This window comes from Bacillus sp. DX4.1 (assembly GCF_030348195.1).
Lineage (GTDB): Bacteria > Bacillota > Bacilli > Bacillales > Bacillaceae_G > Bacillus_A.
This window is the reverse complement of sequence record NZ_JAUCFT010000008.1, coordinates 1,891,684-1,914,033: the sequence shown is the minus strand read 5'-3', so window position 1 is coordinate 1,914,033 and position 22,350 is coordinate 1,891,684. Positions and strand designations below refer to the sequence as shown.

Below are 22,350 nucleotides of genomic sequence, written 5' to 3'. Positions count from 1 at the left end.
GACAGCTTCCTTCTTTGTATTGATCTATAAACTACAAATCATGCAATGCTTATCTTTCATTAAATTAAATCATCTATCGAAAAAGCACCTGGTAACAATTGTTCAACCGTTACTTCTTTTTCATCGCCTTTTTGATTTGTCAATAAAACTGGCATTTGTGGATCACAAAATTCTGCAATGACTTGTCTACACGCTCCGCATGGTGCAATTGGTCCATCTGTTTCACCTGTTATTACTAAATAACTAAAATCGCGTTCTCCTTCTGACACTGCTTTGAATATAGCTGTTCTTTCAGCACAATTACATAAACCGTAAGAAGCATTTTCTATGTTGCACCCTGTATAAATTTTACCATCTTTCGTAACTAGTGCCGCTCCAACAGGGAATTTGGAATACGGAATGTAAGCTTTCGATAACATCTTTGTAGCTTCTTCAAAATATTTTTCTTTATCCATCTCATTTCCTCCTCAGAGTACATTCAATTCTACTAAACATTAATCAGTTATAATAGTATGAATTAATTTAGGTGCTTCAGCTTTATCTGATATAGAAATGTTTTCATAAATTTTAGCTTTTACATCTTCAACATTTTCACGATTTGCATAAATCGTAACGAATGGTTCCCCTTCTTTTACAGCTTCGCCAACTTTTTTGCGTAACATTAAGCCAACAGCTAAATCAATTTCGTCCTCTTTTGTTGCACGACCTGCTCCTAGAAGCATGGCAGCAATGCCAATTTCGTCTGCCACAATGTTGGAAACAACACCTGAAATTTTTGCCGGCACATCAATTACATATTTGGCTTGCGGTAATTTTTCCGGATGATCTACAATCGAGCTATCCCCACCTTGATTACTTAAGAACTCTTTGAATTTTTCAATTGCTTTTCCGTTTTTCATAACTTCTTTCAACATTTCACGCGCTTCTTCTAACGTATTCGCTTTTTTAGCAAGTACGACCATTTGACTTCCTAATACAAGCACCAATTCCGTTAAATCTTCTGGACCTTCTCCTTTTAATGTATCAATCGCTTCTTTTACTTCAAGAGCATTACCAATTGCAAAACCAAGAGGTTGTGACATATCTGAAATAACAGCCATTGTTTGACGTCCAACATTATTTCCGATTTGCACCATTGCATGTGCTAATTCTTTCGCATCTTCTTCCGTTTTCATGAATGCGCCTGCACCCGTCTTAACATCAAGTACAATTGCATCAGCACCAGCTGCAATTTTTTTACTCATAATAGAACTTGCGATTAATGGGATCGAATTTACAGTTCCGGTAACATCACGTAGTGCATATATCTTTTTATCGGCAGGTGTTAAATTCCCAGTTTGTCCAATAACTGCAACCTTATCGCGGTTTACAATGTCAATGAATTGCTCTTTCGTAATTTCAACATGGAACCCTTCTACCGCTTCTAATTTATCAATCGTACCACCTGTATGGCCTAGACCTCGACCAGACATTTTTGCAACTGGTACATCTAAAGCAGCTACCAGTGGTCCTAAAACTAATGTTGTTGTATCACCAACGCCGCCCGTTGAATGCTTGTCTACTTTAATCCCTTCAATCTCTGATAAATCAATTGTTTCTCCAGACTCAACCATAGCCATCGTTAAATCGGCACGTTCACGGTCGGACATATCTTGGAAGAAAATAGCCATTGCAAGGGCACTTACTTGATAATCAGGTATTGTTCCGTCTGTATACCCTTTAATAAAAAACCCAATTTCCTCTGTTGTTAGTTCATTACCGTCACGTTTTTTCGCAATAATATCTACCATTCTCATCTTAATCACCGATCCTTTTCATTTTTATTTTTTGGTTTATAGAGAGGCTCTCTATAGTAAACCTCTTAAACTCTCAGTATATTAATCCAACAATCGTTGCGGATAAAAAGCTTACTAAAGTTGCTCCGAAAAGTAGTTTTAAGCCAAATCTCGCTACCACATTCCCTTGTTTTTCATTTAAACTCTTAACAGCACCAGCGATAATTCCGATAGAAGAAAAGTTTGCGAATGAAACAAGGAACACTGATATGATAGCAGTCGTTCTTCCTGAGAAATTAAAGTTTCCTTGTGCTAAATTTGTCATAGCCACAAATTCATTTGATACAAGTTTCGTCGCCATGATGTTACCAGCGTTAACAGCTTCATGCCAAGGAACCCCCATAATAAATGCAAATGGCGCAAATACATAGCCAAGAATTTCTTGGAATGAGATACCAATTACTCCTTTAAAAATTGCATTAATGAAAGCTATTAAAGCAACGAATCCAATTAGCATAGCAGCTACTGTAATAGCAACTTTAAAACCATCTATGATATATTCCCCTAATACTTCAAAAAAGGTCTTTTTCTCTTCCTCTTGTACTTCTAACATATCTTCTTCCTCAGTAACCTCATAAGGATTAATAATGGAAGCGATAATAAAACCACCAAATAAGTTAAGCACTAAAGCGGTTACAACGTATTGTGGCTTTAATAGCACCATATATGATCCAACTATAGACATAGAAACCGTCGACATTGCAGACGCACATAATGTATATAATCTTCTTTCCGATAATAACCCTAGCTGTTTCTTAACAGAAATAAATACTTCTGATTGTCCTAAAATCGCTGAAGCTACAGCGTTATATGATTCAAGTTTCCCCATCCCATTTACTTTACTTAAAACCAGACCAATGTATTTCACAATGAATGGTAAAACCTTAATATGCTGTAAAATACCAATTAAAGCTGATATAAAAACAATTGGCATTAATACCCCTAAAAAGAATGAAAATTCTTTTTGATTCACCAAACCGCCAAATACGAAATTAACACCATCACCAGCATACTTTAACAATTGTCCAAAGCCATCTGCGATTCCGCCAATTAGTATGTTTCCAATACTTGTATTTAATAGTAAAAAACCTAAAATAAACTGAAGTACAATCATCGTTACGATAGGACGATATTTCACTTTTCTTCTATTATTACTAGCAAGCCACGCAATACCTAAAGTAATTACCAAGCCTATGATCCCTATTACATATTTCATAAAATTTTCCCTCCTCTTCGTATCCGCTTACATATTTTCCAAGTGTTAAAGCAATAGATACACTATGCCTATTCAACAATTCGTGTATCTATTGCTTCTATCTATTTATTGATTAGTAATTATCTGAAGCGCCTTTTTCGTCATTTAATACGATTGCAACACTAGCGCTTGCTCCGACTCTAGAAGCTCCAGCTTCAACCATTTTCTCTGCATCTTCACGTGTACGAACGCCACCAGACGCTTTCACGCCAACATTTTCTCCAACTGTTTTGCGCATTAATGCGATATCTTCAGCAGTTGCGCCACCAGTTGAGAATCCAGTTGAAGTTTTCACAAAATCAGCACCAGCTTTTACAGATAATTCACAAGCACGGACTTTTTCTTCATCTGTTAATAAACAAGTTTCAATAATAACTTTTACAAGTGCTTTTCCTTTTGCAGCTTGTACAACTTCGTAAATATCTTTTTCAACAAATTCATTATCGCCATCTTTTAAAGCACCGACATTAATTACCATATCTACTTCAGTTGCACCTTTTGCAATTACATCTTTTGTTTCGAATACTTTTGTTTCAGTCGTATTCGCACCTAAAGGGAATCCAATAACTGTACAAACATCCACGTCATGTCCTGCCAATTCTTCAGCAGCTAATTTTACCCATGTAGGATTAATACAAACCGAAGCGAAATTATATTTCTTTGCTTCCTCTAAAACTTTCATAACATCTTCTTTCGTAGTATTCGGTTTTAAAACTGTATGATCAATTAACTTTGCAATGTTCATTATCTTCACTCCTCATATCTTTTAACAACTTCATTCTAACTCTACTTTGAACAAATGTAAACATACTTTTGAAATTTTGTTCATATATTTTTAAAAGGAAATTCCCTCCAGTAAAACGAATCTTAATTTGTAGTATAAAATGGAAAACAAAGGATGTGGGTCATTTGCTAAAATCGAAACCCATTATACTAGCATTAGTAATATGCATCGCACTATCTATATTTATTTTTCAAAAAAGGAAAGTAATTTTCCAAGAAGGGAACCCCATACCATTTGCTATAGCTATTTCAAAAATGGTTATTCAAGATAAAGAAATGGTAGCCGTCGAGCCAATAGACAATGAATATCCTTACTTAGTGAAACGTGGAAAAATGGAACCGTTTATCGATATGATGGAAGAAGATGGTTGGAGTTTCATGGAAAGAGATATAATGGCTAACTCTCTAACTTTTGAAAAAGGAGATCAATCGAAGAGCGTTTCTTATAAATACTATACGAGGTACTATACCCTTATTTATTCATACTAAAAAAAATATATATTCAAAAAGGCTTTCCCAAAGTAATACTTTTGAGAGAGCCTTTTATTCTACTCTTTTTGATAATGTAACAACTCTTTTGCGGTATGCTGATCTATAATTAATACATTCGCATATCCACCGCTTAACGCACCATCAATTGCCTTCACTTTTCTAGAGCCTCCAGCAACAAGAACGGAACGTTTTTTTAATCTTAGTTCCTCTAAATCAATTCCAATTGTACGCTGATTAATTTCTTCGCTACAAATATTGCCGTCTCCATCAAAGAAGCGTGAACAAATGTCACCAACCGCTTGTTTTTTCAATAAGCTCGTTTCTTCCTTATCCAAATAACCTAATCGGAATAATAACGCTTCATCTCGAACAGTTCCGACCGTAAAAATCGCAATGTTCGCTTGTTTTCCCATTGCAATAATATGATGGATATGTCTATCCTGTTCCACTAATTCCTTTGTCACTGCATTATCAAATATAACTGGAAGTGGTAGATTTCGTGGTGTTGTTTGAAAGGCATCTGCAAACAAAGCAATCGTTTCATTCGCATATGTATTTACACTTGAATGACTAATGCCTCCTTTTAATTGGACAACCTCTACCCCTTTAACATGCTGAGGAATAATTTTCCTGGCGATTTCATACATTGTCGTCCCCCAGCTCACCCCTACGATATCACCATTTGAAACAGTCTTCTCCATATATTCAGCAGCATATTTACTAATATATTCCGTAATAGTCGCATACTCTGGTACCGGAGAAAACACGACATGTGCTTCTAATAAATTATATTTTTCTTTAAGTAGGTTTCCAACATTATCTAAATCAGCAAACGGATCAGCTATATTGATTTGAACAAACCCTTTTTCTTTCGCATACTTTAACAATCTTGAAATTGTTGGCCTCGAGATATTCAGCTTATTAGCAATTTCTTGTTGGCTATAATCAGATTGGTAATATAACCTTGCAACTTCAACGCTTAATTGTTGTTTCTCTTTATCCATATTAGCTATTTATGTATCCTTTCTTACATTTTTCTATCCTTACATACATTGTACTTACAAGCATTATACCGCTTTATTCCAGAAAATTCGACCATCTAAATTGGTAGCCAAAATTTCAAGAGTAAATTATTTTTCAAATAATATCGGTGAATAGAGTTTGTATTTGAATATAAACCACTATAATAAAAAAGACTCCAATGTGTGAAGTCTTTTTAGGTTGAAGAGTTATTAGTAATTGCGTATTTCTTCTTATATTCCTCAAAATCCCACTTTTCAAGAAAACTTTTAGCCGCTTGATAACCAAATACATAAAGTTTTTCTCTTTCTTCAGGAGTTAAACGAAAATTGGTACTTACAATTTTCCCGGTAGAGATTTTGATGGTGCGTGCATTAGCCTCAGGTGTAAGATGCCGAAGATCATGGGCTTGCATCATTGTTTTAAACATGGCTTTATACATAGAGATAGGATTTCCATCCTCAATAGGTTTCCCAATAATTTCGTCTTTTACTAAGCGAAATCCAAATGTAGGCCATTCTGGACGGTCATCAAATATCCATATAGGAAAATTACTAAGAATTCCACCGTCTACGATATAACAAGGGTGTTTTGATTTAGGAATCCTTAATTTTACTGGTTGAAAGAAGAACGGGATGGTTCCACTCATCCTTACTGCTCGAGCTATCGTGACATCCTTATGTGATAGTCCATATTGTGATAAGTCGTCAGGTATTACTACCATTTTTCCACTACTGATATCTGAAACAATAATTTTCAATCTCCCATCATTACCTAAGTCATCAAAATAACGGAAACCTTTTTTTAGTAATAAAGATTCTATCCATTCTTCTTCATAGTCATTTTTATATAAACCATTTTGAAAGCAAATACTCAATCCTCTTCCGATTAGAGGAATATTATGCATCCATGTTTTGCTTATAAACTTTGTATAATCCAAATTACCAATGATTTCTTTTAATTCTTTTCCTGTGTAGCCACATGCTAGAAGTGCAGCAACAATGGAACCTGCAGAGGTTCCTGCTAAACGTGCCCATTCATATCCTTCTTCTTCTAATGCACAAACGGCACCAACATGTCCAATGCCTCTAACTCCTCCACCTTCAAAAACGCCATCTAGTTTCATTTTATGTTAAACCTTCCTTCAGGTTTAATAGTGTATTCATTTATGTAGAATGTCGATAAAATAAATGTTTATACATATATTAGAACATTCTTTATGTACATGTTCTTTACCTCGAATCAGTTGAAAGAGTCTATGTAGTAGTGAAATCAAAAACCATATTACTATATTTATGTTATGAAATTTTATTGATTCTTCTATTGCTACAGGATACGTCGGATTCTTATCAACTGTTATGACACGTGGCTTAGAAACATGAAAAGACTGCCAAACTTAAAAAGCGTTTTACAGTCTTTTCATATTCTACTGAGGTAAAAATCAAACGTGTTTCTTTTATAATCTACGGCATGGTAGAAGTACATCGACTTTCCTTTTACTTTAATATATGGTTCATCGGCTCGCCACAAGTTATTTGTTTCTTCAGATGGCGGCGAACTCACTTATCTAATTCCAAATCTTATTGATGAATCTAGCGCGTAATTATTGTATAAGAGATTGATAAATTGAAACTTTTATCAGTGGGGGTTTTCTTCATCCCCTACTGATAATTAACCCTCACCAATCGGGCTTTTACGGGCAGTTAATGCGGGATAAATCATGCTCTTCCAACATTTCTTCAAAATCTCGAAATAAACTGCGAGTAGAATGATTTCTGGTTGATAATGCTTCCCCTAAAAGTCGATTAGCTTTTTCTGATACCCATCTTTTTAAGTTGAGAGAAGCATTGAGGTTTTGCACTAGAACTAAGATTTTTATTCTTAGCCTCTAGTAAAATATCCCCCTCAAATTTCTCTGTTAACTTCAAATTATACCAAACGAATCTCTGCTACGGGATAATAGCTTCTAATAATACTCAAATAATCTCTCCCTTGATCGGCAAGATGCTTACTTCCCCATCTACTAAAATATCCAATTGGACAAACTCTTATTCCACTACAATATGGAATTAATAACGGTTCAATACTGTAAGGTTCGGCAATATACTGATTAAATACTTCATCAACTATATCATCTATTTCTGCAAAATTATTTTTACCATGATTATAAGATTGATCGAATTGAGCAGAGCTACTAATTGTAAATCCTCTTCCAAAATAATGCCCCGTATATATACGGTTCAATGTTAAAGATGTCATACAAATAATATTGGCCCTCAGAGCTTCTTTCGGCCATGTGGGATATACCTCAGAAGCAGCTACATTTTTTATATAATCTTTAAATGTCACCCTATATCGCGGAGCTTGGGCATGAGGCTCACCATCATGGACTATAATAAACTCCGGTATTTTAACATTATATACAAACGAAGGAAGACAACTAGAACTAGAATACTGTGGCTGAAGTTGCCGTTCTAGGTATCGTTCAGTTAATTTATGTTTGGGTATATCAATAATCTCTATAGATTGCTGATTTCCTGTCCGAATAATAGGAGCCATTTCAACTTTTTGTCTCGCTGTAGTATCCGCAAAAATTCGTACACCTCGAATTACTTTGACTCCATAATTAGGAGCTTCAATAGTTAGAATATATTCGGAATAAGGTTTTGGTCCTAGAGGATCTGAGGCATACTCTTTAGGGGGCGCTGGTAAAGAAACGACATTGGTTTGACCAATTTCGTTCGTTTGAAGTGTAGTGATAATGGGACTGTGTCCTTCTTGCTTACGAATTGATACTTCAGCCCCCTTAATCGGCTTTTCTGTATTCATTTCATAAACAGATACAATTAGCTTACCTGTCGACGCACGATAAAAACATTCTGCAGCGTGATTATAATATTCTTCATTATAAAAATGGGGATTTTGATAAAATGACCGTTTTACTAAATCTTGTTGATAAGGATTATATCCAATCAATACAATGCCTCCTTCCTATACAGCTATTTTAATTGGGCAATCCCTTGCACGTATTAATTAACAGCTTTAACAAACTTACTAATTAGTAAAAAGGATAATAACCGTTTCCATAATAGGGATATGTTGATTTTTGATATACTGATGTATTCGGGATGAATGGTGTGTGGGATGAATAAATAGACGATGAATTTGTAAACGAAGAGGGATTCTGTTGATTTCCATTCAAACTTGCATGTGTCTCATGAAACATCGAATTATTTGTTACGTTAGGTAAAGAAATTCGCGACTCCCTTACAGAAAACTGCAACTCTTCAAGAACTCTCCATAGCTCCTTTCGTACTATTCCTGTAACAGTAAAACCTTTAACTTTCTGAAATTCTTTTACCGATTTCTCAGTTCCCATTCCAAAAACTCCATCTACGTCTCCTGTATAGAATCCAAATTTCTTTAACAGAGTTTGTAATATTTTCACACTTTCCCCTCGGCTTCCTGCTTGTAGAATTGGGAAAGTTCCTGGAAGATTGATCACATATACATATATATCAGTAATCTTATTCCATGTTTGTTCATCCACAACTCCGTTTTCTGTAAGTTGAAAATGTTTTTGAAAACTCTTTACTGCATTTGTTGTATTCAGGTCAAATATTCCACTCACATTTATTTCAGGAATATCTTTATACTTTTTCCTTATGTGATATAAGTACTTTTGAATAGTTCGAACAGCTTCTTTTTGATCTCCTTCTTTTAAATTAAATCCAGGGAACGGCTTTACAACTTGTATAAATTCAGCTAAACGAATTTCCACTTCCTTATAATAATATTTCAAAATTTCCATATAATTCTTTCCTTGCTCTGCAAGACATGCAGTCCCCCACTGATATAGAATTCCCGGCCGAATTGCATACGGACAAGGGGTCTTCTTACCAGCACGATATTGTGCAAAAAGTGGTTCAACTATTCCAGGCTTTGCAATATATTGCTTAAATATTTCCTCTACTACATTATCAGTTTCTTCAAAAGTATTCCCACCATGAGTATATTGTTGATCAACCGCTGTACTACTTGTTATCGTATACCCTTTCGCCTCATAATGTCTGGTGTATATACGGTTTAAGGTAAAAGACATAATACAAAAAGCATTGGCTAGAAGAGCTTCCTTTTTCCACGAAGGAATTATTTCATGTGCAAGCACATTTTTTACATAATCTTTGAACTTCACTTTATACCTTCGCGCACGAGAATTAGGATGCCCATCATGGACAATAACAAACTCGGGTATAAAAACATCATAATCACCATTCTGTCTTATAGGTTGTGATTGCGGCTGTATTTCTTGCTGTGGGTATTGTCCTATTAATTTATGTTCAGGAATATCGATTATTTTCACAGATTGACGCCCTGCCGTTTCACTAACAGGTATCATTTCCATCGTTTGTTTTGCCGTAACATCGGCAAAAATTTGTGCACCACGGACTATTACAGGTTCATACCCTATCGCTTCAATTGCTATCGTATATTCACGGTATGGCTTAGGACCCAAAGGGTCTAAAGCATATTCTTGAGGAGGAGCAGGTAAAGCAATAGTATGGGTTTCACCAAATTCGTCAGTATGCAATGTAATAATATTATTTTGTCGCGAAGTCACAATTTGCCCTTCTTCTGTCATTTCATAAATCGATATTTTAGCATCCTTAATGGGCTTTTCTGTGTCCTTTTCGTATATTTTTGCAAATAATTTACCACTCGGTTGTCGGTACAACGGTTCATTCATATCATTTATGTCACTCGGTTTTATATCTTTAAGACTGCCTTTTTTCAAGGGGGTTGTTATAATGTTCTCTGAAAAATCTTGATTAGAGTTATAATCTTCCAATTTTACTCACTCCTTTTTATAAATTTTGTTTTATTTGTAAACATTACTTTAAACACCTCATCTCTAGTAAATGAACAAAACAAATAAGGGCCTTTATCCAAAATATTATGCTCAAGTGTATTTTATGGGAATCGTAAAATCGCCTATTTTTATATAAAAAATCGCCTATTATATCTCTTTTTCCAAATACACCCTATAATTTTTAATACAAAGAAATGCCCAAAACTTGGGATAGCACTCCATCTCCATCAAGCTAAACAGTTAAACTATCTCTAAAATACAAAGGTTACAAACCTCGTGTCATTACAAGGATAAGAACCCAGCCTTATGCTATAGCAATTGAACAATTAAAAAAGAAAAAAGCATATCTGAAGATATGCTTTTTAGACAACAAAAGTACGCGAATAATATAATGGAGAAAAATCATCACTTTATCATACACTAGCAACTTAAATGTTATTTTTTTATTATTCCTTCATTTTTTCTGCAATAGCCAAATTACGTAAATAATCCAATAAGGGGCGCACTTCCTGCGGAGCTGTTACATCGGTAAATGAAAAGGACTTTTGCTTCTCTCCATCTTCTATCCTTAACTGGTAAGAAAAAGCATCCGCTCCTTGGATTGTAGCACCCTCCCCTTGACTTGGTTTAAGACTAAAAAGATTAGCTTGCTTGGTTAAATCAAGTAATTTCTTAGCTTTTTCCTTTGATAATTCGACCGTATCTGCCTGAAAGGTTAAGTTAAAATTAGCGATTCCCCCGATACAGCTAAATTGGATGTGCATGTTAATTATTGAGCCTCCAATTCATGATAAAGAATATGACTAATAAGATAGTCCAACATTTTTAAAAGCAGATTCTACTGTTTTGGCTGCCGTTTTAGGAACTTCTCCACTATCAACAAGTTTTTGTGCTGCTTTAATTACGATTTGCGCAAATTGATTGAAGTTTGTAGTTGCAAATAAGCTTTGTATTGCATTATACCATATCAAAGCTGCTTCATCTGTTCCAATCTCCATGGATACAAGATAAAACACCTTGTTTGGTATACCACTATTAATATGGACACCATGGTGATCACGGTCTCCTTGATAATAGTTTTTCATATGATCAGGTTGCATATCCTTACCCATTAGTTTGTTGTCAAATGCAGTACCAGGTGCTTTCATTGAACGAAGGGCTTGTCCTTTTAGTGTTGGCCCCATTATATCAGCCCCAATTAACCAGTCCGCATCTTGTGCTGTTTGCTTTAAATAAGATTGCTTAATTGCAATTCCAAACACGTCCGAAATATGTTCATTCAAAGCTCCAGACTGGCCTTCATACTCTAATCCGTTAGTGAATTGAGTAATACCATGTGTAAGTTCGTGCCCAATGACATCGAGTGAATTTGCAAAACTGGTAAAAATAACTCCATCTCCATCACCAAACACCATTTCATCACCGTCCCAATAGGCATTTTGAAAGTTATGCCCATAGTGAACATTAAGAATAAGATCAAGTCCTTTATCGTCAATAGAATTACGGTGAAACACATTCTTGAAATAGTCACGTACAACTCCAACATAATCGTACGCATGGTCAATTACAGTATCTCCACTTGATCTGTCTCCTTCTTTCCTAACCTCATTCACCCGAAGTTTGGTTGCCCCTTTACAATCGTATACATGGCGAGCAGATTCACCTCGTGGTCCTGTTCCTGCATCAGTTAAGGCGACAACACCAGTAATATCATATTCTTTCAAGATTCTGCGTTTTCGAATTTGTCGACTTTTCGCTAAACTGATTCGTGCTGCTTCTACTTCGTTTTGTGCTAAATTCTCCAGAACATAGTTAGGTACAATAAAACATTGACAATTCTTATGCGAACAACGTTTTGTAGGCAAATTTTACACCCTTTCATGATAATAGTAATAGACATCTTTATTAGCTTGATCTCATTACATGAAGTTTAAACATTTGTTAGTAGATCCCTGCAAATACCCTAATCCACTCTTGTTTTGAATGCATGTTCATAAAGTGAAACTTTGATCAAGTGGGGGTTTTCTTCCCCCCCACTGATCATTAGCCCTCACCAATCGGGCTTTTACGGGCAGTTTATCTCCCACCTAACTTCTTTGCTTCCTGCCGAACTTTGAGGTGGGGGTATTACTGCCCGTTAATGCGGGATAAAAAACATTTTTCAAGACACTAATTAACTTTAGTATTATGTTCAAATTTTAAATTTTTATATCTTCGGAAGTCTCAATGACATGACCTATTGTGGATTCTAATCGAGCTATTGGATCATGATTTCGTAAATCTCCAAAATCAAGACCTGTCAATGCTTCAATTTTTGAAACCGGTATTTGATATGTTTTATATTCACCGTAAGCAAAGTCCAAATTATCAATAAGATTTTTCTGAGATTGTATATAGGCCGTAGCAGATAAACTCTCATCTTCCTTAACAATCACAGCGATTTTCCAGAATTCTGCTGGTATCTGAACTCCTCGATAAACGATGTCATCACTCCGAAATATTGGACCAGTAAACACCGTTACTTTAAGTTTAGAGTTTTCAGCATTGTTTAAAATATAATTTTCTAAATCTAGCCAAGTTTTTTGATTTAAATTTTTATGTTGTGGAGAACAATTTGTAAAGTGGAATGTATCCTCATTTGCCTCTTTTGCTGCATTTCCCCATACAGGATCACGTCGGCGTACAAGGTGTCCTTGATCAATATCATTGCCTTGATATAGCTCCGAACCACACTGGAATCTCGTTTCAATACGTGGATCGAAATGCCATTTATCTTTCTCACGTTTTATATCAATCAGTTGCTTTCCATCAATATTAACCGCAGTGTAATAAGCTAAACGACGTGATTTACTCATAACAATTGAAAAGTGTGTATAGTTTAATACATTACCTCCATTCTTTACAGGTGCTATGTCCTGTTCAAGATCAGATCTAAATTTCGGATGCGGAACTTCGTAATTATTACCAAGAAATTTTGTGTCATAACCAGTCGATTCCTCATCCAGCATCTCTTCAAGTTTATGATCAATAAAATTCCTATCCTTCAACATGTCATTAACTAACTTTTTCTTATCAGCGCTTAAACCGTGGCATTGCTCCGTAGCAAATTTTAAAATACTACTTATTCGAATGCCCTCATTGGATATAAATTTTGTATTATCGTTTGGATCTGGAACACCGGCATGGTGGAGAGCGATGACAATCCATTCGTCATTAAACACAGGTGAGCCAGATGAACCTTCCATCGTGTCTGTTGAGTAGTGAATATAGTCGTCAAATATATCTGTAATTTTGTTTTCTCTTATAGCTACAGCTTTTGGTGCACCCGAAGGATGTTGAACGATTGATACATATTCACCAACTAAAGCTTTCCCTCTTTGTGACAAGAGAGGCAAGAAATCAAAATCACTCAACTTCGTTCCGTCAGCAGACACTTCTTCGATAGCGACTAATGTAAAATCAAGGTCTACATCAGTAATAAATAAACGCTTGGGTGCAAAACGGAAACTCTTAATCTGACGTTCCTTTAAGTTCAGATCAAGCTCATAGTTAAATTCTGCGAGACTAAACAATGCCATATCTTCATTGTCTAAAACATGATTATTTGTAAGCAATAAGGAAGGCGAAACCAGAAATCCCGTACCATGTCCGAGAACCCGCCCAATACTATCTCGTATTTCAATCCTACAAACAGATTTAGCTGCATTAAGGCCCGCTTCAAGATAAGAAATAGGAAACAAATCATTTTGACCAATCAGACGCTCTATCGCTAGTCCATCACGAGGATGAATAAGCGCCTTACGAGAGGCGATCCGCTCGGGCGTCTCTACTTCAAAAGGACTTTTAGTTTTTAGCTCACTAGCGATGTGCTCACGTTCATTGGATCGTTCGATGTAACGCTGTAGTGCTTTTTGTTGTTGCATAGCTACAAGAGCACTATTCAATTTCTGAAACTCATCAAATCGTATAATAGACATGTTTAACCTCCTTAAAATACGTGAAAAAGGTTTACAGCTCTTCATTTCACGTTATATATTTCCTATCCTCAATTGCATTATGCAATTTTGTTATATAATTAAATAATGCGAATGATTACCTACTGACCGCCTATTCTCCGACAACAAACCTCTATGAAAATTTAAATATTTCTAAAATACGATGATACTAAAGGGAATTACTTAATAATTTCAACATATCTACCATATCAAAGGGCGCATCTTTTTTTACGCACTCGGCAAAGTGGGAAACTAGGCGCAATGTTTCGATACTTTCAATCGGATGGTCACCCGATGCACTTTCGGCGGAAAGCATAACAGCATTTGTTCCATCGAGTACAGCTTGAAATACATCTGTAACTTCAGCCCTTGTAGGAATAGAGTGGTCAATCATGGATTGAAGCATTTGAGTTGCGGTAATGACATATGTATTTGTACGATTGCACTCATTAATCATTGCTTTTTGTAGAAGCGGAATAAAATGATAAGGTAATTCTACTCCTAAATCTCCTCTTGCAATCATAATACCATCTGCTTCATTGCATATAGCTTGGAAATTTTGGATGGACTCCATTGTTTCAACTTTGGCAATTAAGTTTGGTGGGTTTTCTTTTTTTTGAAGTACAAAGTTTCGAATTTCCTTTATATGAGCAGGTTTTCGAACAAATGAACATGCAATAAAATCAACATTCTCTTGTAAAAGAAAATGAATATCCTTTTTATCCTTTTCTGTAATAGCCGGCAAATTAACGGTTGTACCTGGTAAATTCACTCCTTTATGGGAAGCAATATTACCACCTGTCTTTATTTTTGTTTCTATTTTTTCCTCGTCTACCTTTTCCACAATTAACTCTACTTGTCCATCATTAATGAGAATTCTATTTCCCGCTTTAACATCATTCACAATACCTGAATAATCAACGCTTGCTCCATTTTTGCTTCCTGAGACGGAATTAATATACAAAATAAAGGTATCCCCTGCTTGAAGTGTAATTTGATTTTCCTCAATAACCCCTAATCTTATCTTGGGTCCCTGTAGGTCACCTAGAATTTTGATTGAATCATCCAAAGATTTTACTAAATGAATCACTTCCTTATGACTTTCATGTGAACCATGTGATAAATTTAACCGAACAATATTCATACCGTTTTTTATTAACTTAGACAATGTATCTTTATTGTTACTGGCTGGTCCAATCGTACAAATTCGATCAATCGTCATATTTTTCACCATCCTTTTGATTTATGGTTCCCATATGGGAGGTAAAAATAATATCTTCGGTACATCGATTTGTAATTTAAAGCATAAAGTGATCAAAATGTTTTTTATTCCGCATTAACGGGTATTCTTCTTTTTATTCTTATTAAGCTAACGGAGCATGATAATTGAAGAAGATGGAAAATAAGCTTGACCAAACATACAAACACCACTGTGAGTGGTGTTTGTATTGAAAGCTATTATTCATTGGCGAAACATTTAACTAATTAATGTTCTATTAAGTTGGATAAAGGAATCTCTTGTTCATTATTTGGTTCATTGAGAGGATAGATTCTAGCTGTTTCATTATTTTCATCCACATTTTGAATATAAATTGGAACCCCATTATAGGTTACATTAGCCATAACTGGGGAAACAGAAATCTCTTGTGCTCGTTGTTTGTTCATTATAATAACCCCCTTTTGATTTATAACAATCATAATATTTACCTCAAACTACTTAAGTATTCTTGTTACTCAATATTAAACAAACAGGGAGCTAATTCTAAATATGGTTACTTAACTAACGGGGCAATTGTTGAGAACTCTCAACTTGTTGACGTATGTATGTTAAACAATGTATATAATACAGATTCTTTCTTCACAATATCATTGTTAACACTTTGCAGTTCTTTCATAATTTACTGTTTGTTTGAAATACTTGTTGATATGAATTGGCTTTTTCTTGTAAAAACGTTCCCGTATAAATTAAGAAAGACTTTTCATCCTATGTAAAAGGGAGTTCCCACTTGTTAATATATCCATTTGATTATTTAATTTGTATTGTATTTCTTGGAATATACTTTATGTTTCCTAGTGAAATCATTCCCTTATGATAAATTATGATTATCCACAATTTCACAGTTCATTTCAGGTATATTAAAGATGCATATTTGTTATTTTGCGTATGTTTAACTTTTGTATTTAGAAACGAATATTGGGAGGTATATTCATGGTAACAAGTTGTACTGCATTACTCATTGTTGATGTACAGACCGGTTCTTTTCACGAAAAAAAATCATTATACAGAGGTACGGAACTATTAAAGAACATTCAGTTGTTAATTTCAAAAGCCCGTTTAGCTCAGACTCTTATTATTTATATGAAGTATAACGATAAGCCTGGAACCCCTCTTGAACGAGGAACCTCTGGTTGGGAGATTCATGCATCTATAGCGCCATTAGAAAAAGACATTATTTTTGAAAAAAATCATCCCGATTCGTTTCATAAAACAAAGCTTCAACAAGAATTAGATGCAAGAAACATAAAACGAATCGTCATTACAGGAATCCAGTCCGAGGTTTGTATAGATGCAACATGTCGGAGTGCATATAGTCTTGGATATGACATTATTCTTGTGAAAGATGGACATAGTACATACGACTCTCCAATTTTATCCGCATCTCAAATTATTGATCATCACAATCATGTACTTGGTCAGTGGTTCGTTGATGTAAAGAAAGCTGATACCGTTGAATTTTAGATATATTTCCATATTTTAGTCTGTCACATACCCATCAAATAAAAGGGATATCCCCATATCACCATCAGGCTAAGTAGCACCCTCGATAGCTCTTGGGTGTCTTTTTGTATAGTTTGGAACAGAGTAGAATGGCAATCAATTGACCATAAAAAGTCGTTTGCCAGTGGACAAACGACTTTTTTATCACTGTCTTCACAATCTCTTATTTCAAATATTTATATAGAAGTTCTTGATCAATTAGCCAACGGTGCGTTAAACTATCTCTTCTGATGATAAAATTGATCCTCTTTTTTTTCCGATCCTGTTTCTTTGTATAAATATTTATTTGAACCGGTATTTCAACTAATATCATTTCATTTATACCTTCAGATGATGGTGTCGAGAGAATGTTAACCCTCAAATATGTGATATCCTTTAAAATTTCATCAAAGCGTTTAGAATAACCAGAATTTGAAAGGATCATTTTTAATAACTGTCGATCCCCTTGGTTAATGGCGATTGTAAAAATATTTATAAGTTCATACGGATTTACCGTATTTAAATATTCATCAATCTTACCAGCTGCTTTCAATATCATTAGTTTGTGAGAAGGATCTTCATTTTTCAAACGATGTGTAATGCTTCCATAGAAATGAACACAAAAGTGACCAGGAAAACCGTTTTGCAGTGCGCCTGCCCCATGTGGCATACCATGCATGGAGGCAGCAATCATCTGATCATTAACTACTACAATGATTGCTCTCCTTTTCCAACTCCACTCCCCACTGTAGATTTTCTTCATAATTTTCGTATCTTTCCTTGTTAATGGTTGTACATCGGCATGTTGATTCCCAGCTCTTCGCTGAACATTAAAGTACAATCCTGTTTCAACATCTACAATGGTGAATTTTGTTTTATTAGGAATAATTTTATCGACGTAATCCCAGGGTAACAGTTCAAGTTTAAAACTGATGGGAGTGTCATCGTCTTCCCACTTAAGTGCATATGTTGGATGGGGAATGATACAACATAATAAAAGAATAACAGTAAGGATTTTGTAAAATATCTTATTGCTCATCTGATTTGACTTCTCCTGTATTAATTTTTACTTTTGGGATGTTAATCATGATGTTAGCTTTCTCAGGGAAAAAATCTATAGACGTTACTGATTCTTCCATTTTTCAAATCATTTCGGTGGCTGTAAAAAACTGCGATAGCCACACCTATACGAAATACGATTGTAGGGACAGCGAGGATTGCATCTCAAGAATCCGTATGAATAATAGGAAATTCATGCATAACAATATCACCTAATTATCGTTTTTTCTTGTATGGTCATGATGTTCAACTCAAATTACTTGGATACGTTTTATCGATAAAATTCATTGGATTAGTTTCACTTCTTTCTTTAATATTGTATTCATTATCTATTCATATTCAGGCAGCCGTTTTTTGCTGATTCTCCTTATAAGGGGTTCAACCGCATCGCCATCAAGCTAAGGTAATTTGTATCCCAAAAACAAAAAAAACCTCTTAAGTAGTTTCAACACAGATCGTATCTTTAACGATACAATCTGTGCTTTTCTCTCCTTAAGAGGTAACTTATTATCCTTGCTTTATTTTGTTTTCTTCTTCGATTTTTTCTAACATGACAGCTACTTGTTCTTCTGTTAATTCATGTTCTTTCACATAACGATTTCGTGGATGTACTCTGCACTCGTGTGAGCATGCACGTAAATATTTATGTTCATTTTCTTCTGAACATAAAATTTGTTTGTTACACTCTGGATTTGCACAATTTACATAGCGTTCACATGGTTCATTTGTAAAGTGGTCTTTTCCAACAATGATATGTTCCTTTTGATTAACAGGCACGCTAATGCGCTCATCAAATACATAACATTGCCCATCCCACAGTTCACCTTGCACTTCAGTGTCTTTTCCGTAAGTTACAATTCCCCCGTGAAGTTGACTTACATCTTCAAACCCTTCTCTAACTAACCAACCCGAAAACTTCTCACAACGGATACCACCCGTACAATACGTTAAAATCTTTTTACCTTCAAGCATCTCTTTATTTTCATCGATCCAATCCGGTAATTCGCGGAAAGATTTAATATCAGGTTTGATCGCACCTTTAAAATGTCCTAAATCAAATTCATAATCATTTCTCGCATCAATTACAACTGTATCTTCTTGCTGCATCGCTTCATAAAATTCTTTCGGTTCTAAATATTTTCCAGTTGTTTCTTTTGGGTTAATATCATCATGTAAGCGCAGCGTAACAAGCTCTTCTCTAGGACGAACATGCATTTTTTTAAAAGCATGCTCATCTGCTTCATCCACTTTAAATACGATCCCAGCAAAACGCGGATCGTTCTTCATCACTTCCATGTATTTCTCCGCTTGCTCAACAGTTCCAGAAGCAGTCCCGTTGATTCCTTCCTCCGCCACAAGAATTCTTCCCTTTAATTCAAGCGATTTACAAAACTCTAAATGCTGAGCTGCAAATTCTTCAGGATTCTCAATTGTAGTGTACATATAGTACAGTAACACTCTGTATGGTTTATTATTTGACAATTTATTTCTACCACCTATCTAACTTAATATTTCTAAATAATGTATACATTAACGAATATATCGGAACATATAATAAAAAATAAAAAATATACCCATCATAATACAAATAAATTTAACCTATTTACAATGGTTCTCCTTAGGTTAACACAAATAAAAAAGTTTGAAATAACTCTCCTATTTGTATGTTATAATAATACTAATATATTATATAACATACAAGTTCTTATCTATCAATTTTTATGCTAAAACATTTATCGGAATTAAAAGGGAGAATTATAATGGAGAAAAGCTTCTTATCAATTCAAATTGGTCAACGTTTACGTTATCACAGACAACAACGTAAATTATCCTTGGACGATCTTGCTGAACTCACTGGCGTTAGTAAGCCAATGCTTGGGCAGATTGAACGTGGTACCTCTAATCCAACTGTGGCAATACTATGGAAAATAGCTGCCGGATTACAAATTCCATTCGCTTCATTTTTTGCAGGGGATCCCTCTATCAGACTTCTTCGAGTAGAGGAGCAACCAAAGTTTCAAGAATATGACGACCTTTTTGAGGCTCATAATACATTTGCCTCACCAGGCCTACCACTTGAGACTTATCGTATGCGATTGTTACCAAGTTGTAGACATCTTTCTGAAGCCCATGGAATAGGGGCGATAAAGTCTTTAACAGTCTACTCCGGTATCTTAACCATTGAAATCGGCAGTGAAAGCTATATTTTGCAAAAAGGAGATGCCATCTCATTCTCTGCAGATGCTTGCCAAGTATATCAAAATCCAACCGATAAAATCTGTGAATTTAGCATGACAATTTTTTATTCTAATCCCCATATTCAATCCCTATAAAAGATTCGATACCGAACGGCTATTTAAAAAGATTATATACTACGTTATTTCTTTCATTTTAAAATTTGTGTTGATAAAGTGAAACTTTGATCAGTGGGGGTTTTCTTCATCCCCCACCTAACTTCTTTGCTTCCTGCCGAACTTTGCGGTGGGGGTATCACTGCCCGTTAGTGCGGGATAAAATTATTCAAACGCAAATACTGAAAAAAGCAGTCCTTGCAAGGCTGCTTTTTTCAGTATTTTCCATCATAAAATAATTCTTTTCTACATTGTAACTTTCATAAAATTATGTACCCTCCCCTTTCAAAGCCACTTTAGTCATTTAAAAACTGTTTTTTTCCACACTCATACACCAAATCTTGCGCAAGTTCATATAATTTGCACATAGGAAAGATTTATGTTCAAATAAAAACATCAAACAAAATATCTAAATGTATTGAATTAAGTAATAAGAATAAATAAAATAAATTGCATCAAGCTAAGAAACAAAAGGGGAACTCTACTATGAATAAAGATATAACAAAAGATGAACATGTCCCTCCACAAAGTACAACGGCTCATTCAGCACAGTTAGCTTTAAGCGGTGAAACAAAAGGATTCAAACGATTATTACCATTTTTAGGACCTGCTTTTATTGCATCTGTTGCCTATATTGATCCAGGGAACTTCGCCACAAATATTGCGGCAGGATCACAGTACGGTTATTTACTACTTTGGGTTATCCTTGCTTCTAATTTAATGGCAGTATTAATCCAATCCCTGTCCGCTAAATTAGGGATTGCGACTGGAAAAAATCTACCTGAAGTGGCTCGGGAGCACTTTCCAAAACCTGTTTCTATCGGTTTATGGATACAAGGTGAATTAGTCATTATGGCAACCGACCTCGCCGAATTTATCGGTGCAGCTTTAGGTTTGTATTTACTATTTGGCATTCCCATGCTGCCGGCAGCGTTAATTACAGCGGTAGGCTCATTCATTATTCTTGAGTTTCAACGCCGTGGTTTTCGCCCATTAGAAGCCGTGATTACTGGCATGGTCTTTATTGTCGTTGTTGCTTTTGGAGTGCAAGTATTTTATGCAAAACCAGAACTAAGCCCTCTTCTATCAGGGCTATTCGTTCCTAAATTCCAAGGTGTGGACAGTATTTTACTTGCGGCAGGTATTTTAGGTGCAACAGTAATGCCACATGCGATTTATCTGCATTCGGCTTTAACGCAGCGCCGCGTCGTGGGAACGACAGATGAACAGCGTAAAAAGATTTTTCGCTTTGAATTTATCGATATCATAATTGCGATGGTCATTGCTGGGGCCATTAATGCGAGTATGTTAATTGTAGCAGCAGCTCTATTCTTCAAAAATGGACTGCATGTTGAAGACTTAGATGTCGCTTTTAACGAATTTGGTAATTTAGTTGGACCTGTATCTGCCACTCTTTTCGGAGTTGGGCTACTAGCTGCCGGCTTATCTAGCTCTTCTGTCGGTACGATGTCTGGTGATATTATTATGCAAGGCTTTATCCGCATGCACATTCCTTTATATTTACGACGATTTATTACAATGATTCCGCCGCTTGTTATTATCGCTTTAGGCGTCAATCCGACTCGTGCCCTCGTAATGAGTCAAGTCGTTTTATCATTCGGGATTGCATTTGCACTTGTTCCACTCATTGTATTTACAAGCAAGCAAAAAATTATGGGCGCTCTAGTCAACCACTGGATTACAACCACAATCGCATGGTTAATTGCCGCTTTAATTATCACTTTAAATATTTTCTTGCTGTATCAAACATTTACTGGTTAATAAGAAAGAGGATGTCTCCTACAAACTCGATTATATCGAGTCTGTAAGATATCTTCTTTTTATTTTGCTCCGGTATGTACAAAACAAACACACTCGTTTAACCTGCTTTTTATATCAGATTCAGTTTGAAAATTAAGTTTCATATTATTT

The 22,350-nt window shown here is 35.3% G+C and carries 19 protein-coding genes and 1 pseudogene; 4 read left to right on the top strand and 16 right to left on the bottom strand.

Translation table 11 applies throughout. The features are described from left to right. Nucleotides 1-59 precede the first annotated feature (59 nt). The 4 genes from QUF99_RS12680 to deoC all read right to left on the bottom strand — a co-directional run bounded on the left by QUF99_RS12680 (nucleotide 60) and on the right by deoC (nucleotide 3,835). Nucleotides 60-455 (bottom strand): cytidine deaminase, encoded by a 396-nt coding sequence (locus QUF99_RS12680; protein ID WP_289370476.1) that lies wholly within the window; start codon nucleotides 453-455, stop codon nucleotides 60-62. Nucleotides 456-494: 39 nt separating this feature from the next. Next, nucleotides 495-1,796, bottom strand: a complete 1,302-nt coding sequence (locus QUF99_RS12675; RefSeq protein WP_289370474.1) for a pyrimidine-nucleoside phosphorylase — start codon at nucleotides 1,794-1,796, stop codon at nucleotides 495-497. Between the two features lie 73 nt (nucleotides 1,797-1,869). Next, nucleotides 1,870-3,051, bottom strand: coding sequence for a NupC/NupG family nucleoside CNT transporter (locus tag QUF99_RS12670; RefSeq protein ID WP_289370472.1), 1,182 nt, complete (start codon nucleotides 3,049-3,051; stop codon nucleotides 1,870-1,872). 112 nt (nucleotides 3,052-3,163) lie between these two features. Then, nucleotides 3,164-3,835: a deoxyribose-phosphate aldolase gene (deoC, locus tag QUF99_RS12665; RefSeq protein WP_289370470.1), complete on the bottom strand. Its 672-nt coding sequence runs from the start codon at nucleotides 3,833-3,835 to the stop codon at nucleotides 3,164-3,166. Nucleotides 3,836-3,999: 164 nt separating this feature from the next. Here deoC and QUF99_RS12660 point away from each other — a divergent pair, with 164 nt between their 5' ends. Next, nucleotides 4,000-4,362 carry a hypothetical protein gene (locus QUF99_RS12660; protein WP_289370469.1) on the top strand — a complete coding sequence of 121 codons (363 nt, stop codon included), beginning with the start codon at nucleotides 4,000-4,002 and terminating at the stop codon, nucleotides 4,360-4,362. 59 nt (nucleotides 4,363-4,421) lie between these two features. On the opposite strand, the gene QUF99_RS12655 is transcribed toward QUF99_RS12660, so the two are convergent. The 10 genes and pseudogenes from QUF99_RS12655 to QUF99_RS12605 all read right to left on the bottom strand — a co-directional run bounded on the left by QUF99_RS12655 (nucleotide 4,422) and on the right by QUF99_RS12605 (nucleotide 15,915). Then, complete coding sequence (locus tag QUF99_RS12655) at nucleotides 4,422-5,369, bottom strand: DNA-binding transcriptional repressor DeoR (protein ID WP_289370468.1); 948 nt, start codon at nucleotides 5,367-5,369, stop codon at nucleotides 4,422-4,424. A gap of 212 nt (nucleotides 5,370-5,581) precedes the next feature. Continuing rightward, the gene (locus QUF99_RS12650; RefSeq protein ID WP_289370467.1) at nucleotides 5,582-6,511 is read right to left on the bottom strand and encodes a patatin-like phospholipase family protein; all 930 of its coding nucleotides are present in this window, start codon (nucleotides 6,509-6,511) and stop codon (nucleotides 5,582-5,584) included. Nucleotides 6,512-6,703: 192 nt separating this feature from the next. Next, a pseudogene (locus QUF99_RS12645) lies at nucleotides 6,704-6,944 on the bottom strand (DDE-type integrase/transposase/recombinase); the annotation flags it as partial. 370 nt (nucleotides 6,945-7,314) lie between these two features. Further along, nucleotides 7,315-8,361 (bottom strand): SpoIID/LytB domain-containing protein, encoded by a 1,047-nt coding sequence (locus tag QUF99_RS12640; protein ID WP_289370466.1) that lies wholly within the window; start codon nucleotides 8,359-8,361, stop codon nucleotides 7,315-7,317. Between the two features lie 82 nt (nucleotides 8,362-8,443). After that, nucleotides 8,444-10,132 carry a peptidoglycan-binding domain-containing protein gene (locus QUF99_RS12635; protein ID WP_289374637.1) on the bottom strand — a complete coding sequence of 563 codons (1,689 nt, stop codon included), beginning with the start codon at nucleotides 10,130-10,132 and terminating at the stop codon, nucleotides 8,444-8,446. A 569-nt stretch (nucleotides 10,133-10,701) separates the two neighbouring features. Further along, nucleotides 10,702-11,019: a protealysin inhibitor emfourin gene (locus QUF99_RS12625; RefSeq protein WP_289370464.1), complete on the bottom strand. Its 318-nt coding sequence runs from the start codon at nucleotides 11,017-11,019 to the stop codon at nucleotides 10,702-10,704. A gap of 39 nt (nucleotides 11,020-11,058) precedes the next feature. Further along, nucleotides 11,059-12,120: a M4 family metallopeptidase gene (locus tag QUF99_RS12620; RefSeq protein WP_289370463.1), complete on the bottom strand. Its 1,062-nt coding sequence runs from the start codon at nucleotides 12,118-12,120 to the stop codon at nucleotides 11,059-11,061. Nucleotides 12,121-12,453: 333 nt separating this feature from the next. Further along, on the bottom strand, nucleotides 12,454-14,232 hold the full coding sequence (locus QUF99_RS12615) for a DNA/RNA non-specific endonuclease (protein ID WP_289370462.1): 1,779 nt from the start codon (nucleotides 14,230-14,232) through the stop codon (nucleotides 12,454-12,456). Between the two features lie 187 nt (nucleotides 14,233-14,419). Continuing rightward, on the bottom strand, nucleotides 14,420-15,472 hold the full coding sequence (locus tag QUF99_RS12610; RefSeq protein ID WP_289370461.1) for a pyruvate kinase: 1,053 nt from the start codon (nucleotides 15,470-15,472) through the stop codon (nucleotides 14,420-14,422). A gap of 263 nt (nucleotides 15,473-15,735) precedes the next feature. Further along, complete coding sequence (locus QUF99_RS12605; protein ID WP_289370460.1) at nucleotides 15,736-15,915, bottom strand: small acid-soluble spore protein H; 180 nt, start codon at nucleotides 15,913-15,915, stop codon at nucleotides 15,736-15,738. Between the two features lie 544 nt (nucleotides 15,916-16,459). Between QUF99_RS12605 and QUF99_RS12600 the strand changes: the two genes are divergently transcribed. Continuing rightward, entirely contained in the window at nucleotides 16,460-16,990 is a 531-nt protein-coding gene (locus tag QUF99_RS12600) for a cysteine hydrolase family protein (protein WP_289370459.1), read from the top strand. Between the two features lie 202 nt (nucleotides 16,991-17,192). On the opposite strand, the gene QUF99_RS12595 is transcribed toward QUF99_RS12600, so the two are convergent. Further along, a complete protein-coding gene (locus QUF99_RS12595) occupies nucleotides 17,193-18,047 on the bottom strand; it encodes a hypothetical protein (RefSeq protein ID WP_289370458.1) in 855 nt (284 codons plus the stop codon). Between the two features lie 527 nt (nucleotides 18,048-18,574). Further along, nucleotides 18,575-19,549 carry an oxygen-dependent tRNA uridine(34) hydroxylase TrhO gene (gene trhO / locus QUF99_RS12590; RefSeq protein WP_289370457.1) on the bottom strand — a complete coding sequence of 325 codons (975 nt, stop codon included), beginning with the start codon at nucleotides 19,547-19,549 and terminating at the stop codon, nucleotides 18,575-18,577. 278 nt (nucleotides 19,550-19,827) lie between these two features. On the opposite strand from trhO, the gene QUF99_RS12585 reads away from it, so the two are divergent. Together QUF99_RS12585 and QUF99_RS12580 are read left to right on the top strand one after the other, a co-directional pair. Continuing rightward, complete coding sequence (locus QUF99_RS12585; RefSeq protein WP_289370456.1) at nucleotides 19,828-20,400, top strand: helix-turn-helix domain-containing protein; 573 nt, start codon at nucleotides 19,828-19,830, stop codon at nucleotides 20,398-20,400. Nucleotides 20,401-20,904: 504 nt separating this feature from the next. Further along, a complete protein-coding gene (locus tag QUF99_RS12580; RefSeq protein ID WP_289370455.1) occupies nucleotides 20,905-22,200 on the top strand; it encodes an Nramp family divalent metal transporter in 1,296 nt (431 codons plus the stop codon). The last annotated feature ends 150 nt before the right edge of the window (nucleotides 22,201-22,350 follow it).

Bases quoted from the DNA above. Each gene is read 5' to 3' on its own strand.
- QUF99_RS12650 (WP_289370467.1), bottom strand. From the start codon at position 6,511: ATGAAACTAGATGGCGTTTTTGAAGGTGGAGGAGTTAGAGGCATTGGA.
- QUF99_RS12595 (WP_289370458.1), bottom strand. From the start codon at position 18,047: ATGAGCAATAAGATATTTTACAAAATCCTTACTGTTATTCTTTTATTA.
- QUF99_RS12600 (WP_289370459.1), top strand. From the start codon at position 16,460: ATGGTAACAAGTTGTACTGCATTACTCATTGTTGATGTACAGACCGGT.
- QUF99_RS12580 (WP_289370455.1), top strand. From the start codon at position 20,905: ATGAATAAAGATATAACAAAAGATGAACATGTCCCTCCACAAAGTACA.
- QUF99_RS12615 (WP_289370462.1), bottom strand. From the start codon at position 14,232: ATGTCTATTATACGATTTGATGAGTTTCAGAAATTGAATAGTGCTCTT.
- QUF99_RS12635 (WP_289374637.1), bottom strand. From the start codon at position 10,132: ATGAATGAACCGTTGTACCGACAACCGAGTGGTAAATTATTTGCAAAA.
- QUF99_RS12670 (WP_289370472.1), bottom strand. From the start codon at position 3,051: ATGAAATATGTAATAGGGATCATAGGCTTGGTAATTACTTTAGGTATT.
- deoC (WP_289370470.1), bottom strand. From the start codon at position 3,835: ATGAACATTGCAAAGTTAATTGATCATACAGTTTTAAAACCGAATACT.
- QUF99_RS12625 (WP_289370464.1), bottom strand. From the start codon at position 11,019: ATGCACATCCAATTTAGCTGTATCGGGGGAATCGCTAATTTTAACTTA.
- QUF99_RS12655 (WP_289370468.1), bottom strand. From the start codon at position 5,369: ATGGATAAAGAGAAACAACAATTAAGCGTTGAAGTTGCAAGGTTATAT.
- QUF99_RS12675 (WP_289370474.1), bottom strand. From the start codon at position 1,796: ATGAGAATGGTAGATATTATTGCGAAAAAACGTGACGGTAATGAACTA.
- QUF99_RS12680 (WP_289370476.1), bottom strand. From the start codon at position 455: ATGGATAAAGAAAAATATTTTGAAGAAGCTACAAAGATGTTATCGAAA.
- QUF99_RS12585 (WP_289370456.1), top strand. From the start codon at position 19,828: ATGGAGAAAAGCTTCTTATCAATTCAAATTGGTCAACGTTTACGTTAT.
- QUF99_RS12610 (WP_289370461.1), bottom strand. From the start codon at position 15,472: ATGACGATTGATCGAATTTGTACGATTGGACCAGCCAGTAACAATAAA.
- QUF99_RS12605 (WP_289370460.1), bottom strand. From the start codon at position 15,915: ATGAACAAACAACGAGCACAAGAGATTTCTGTTTCCCCAGTTATGGCT.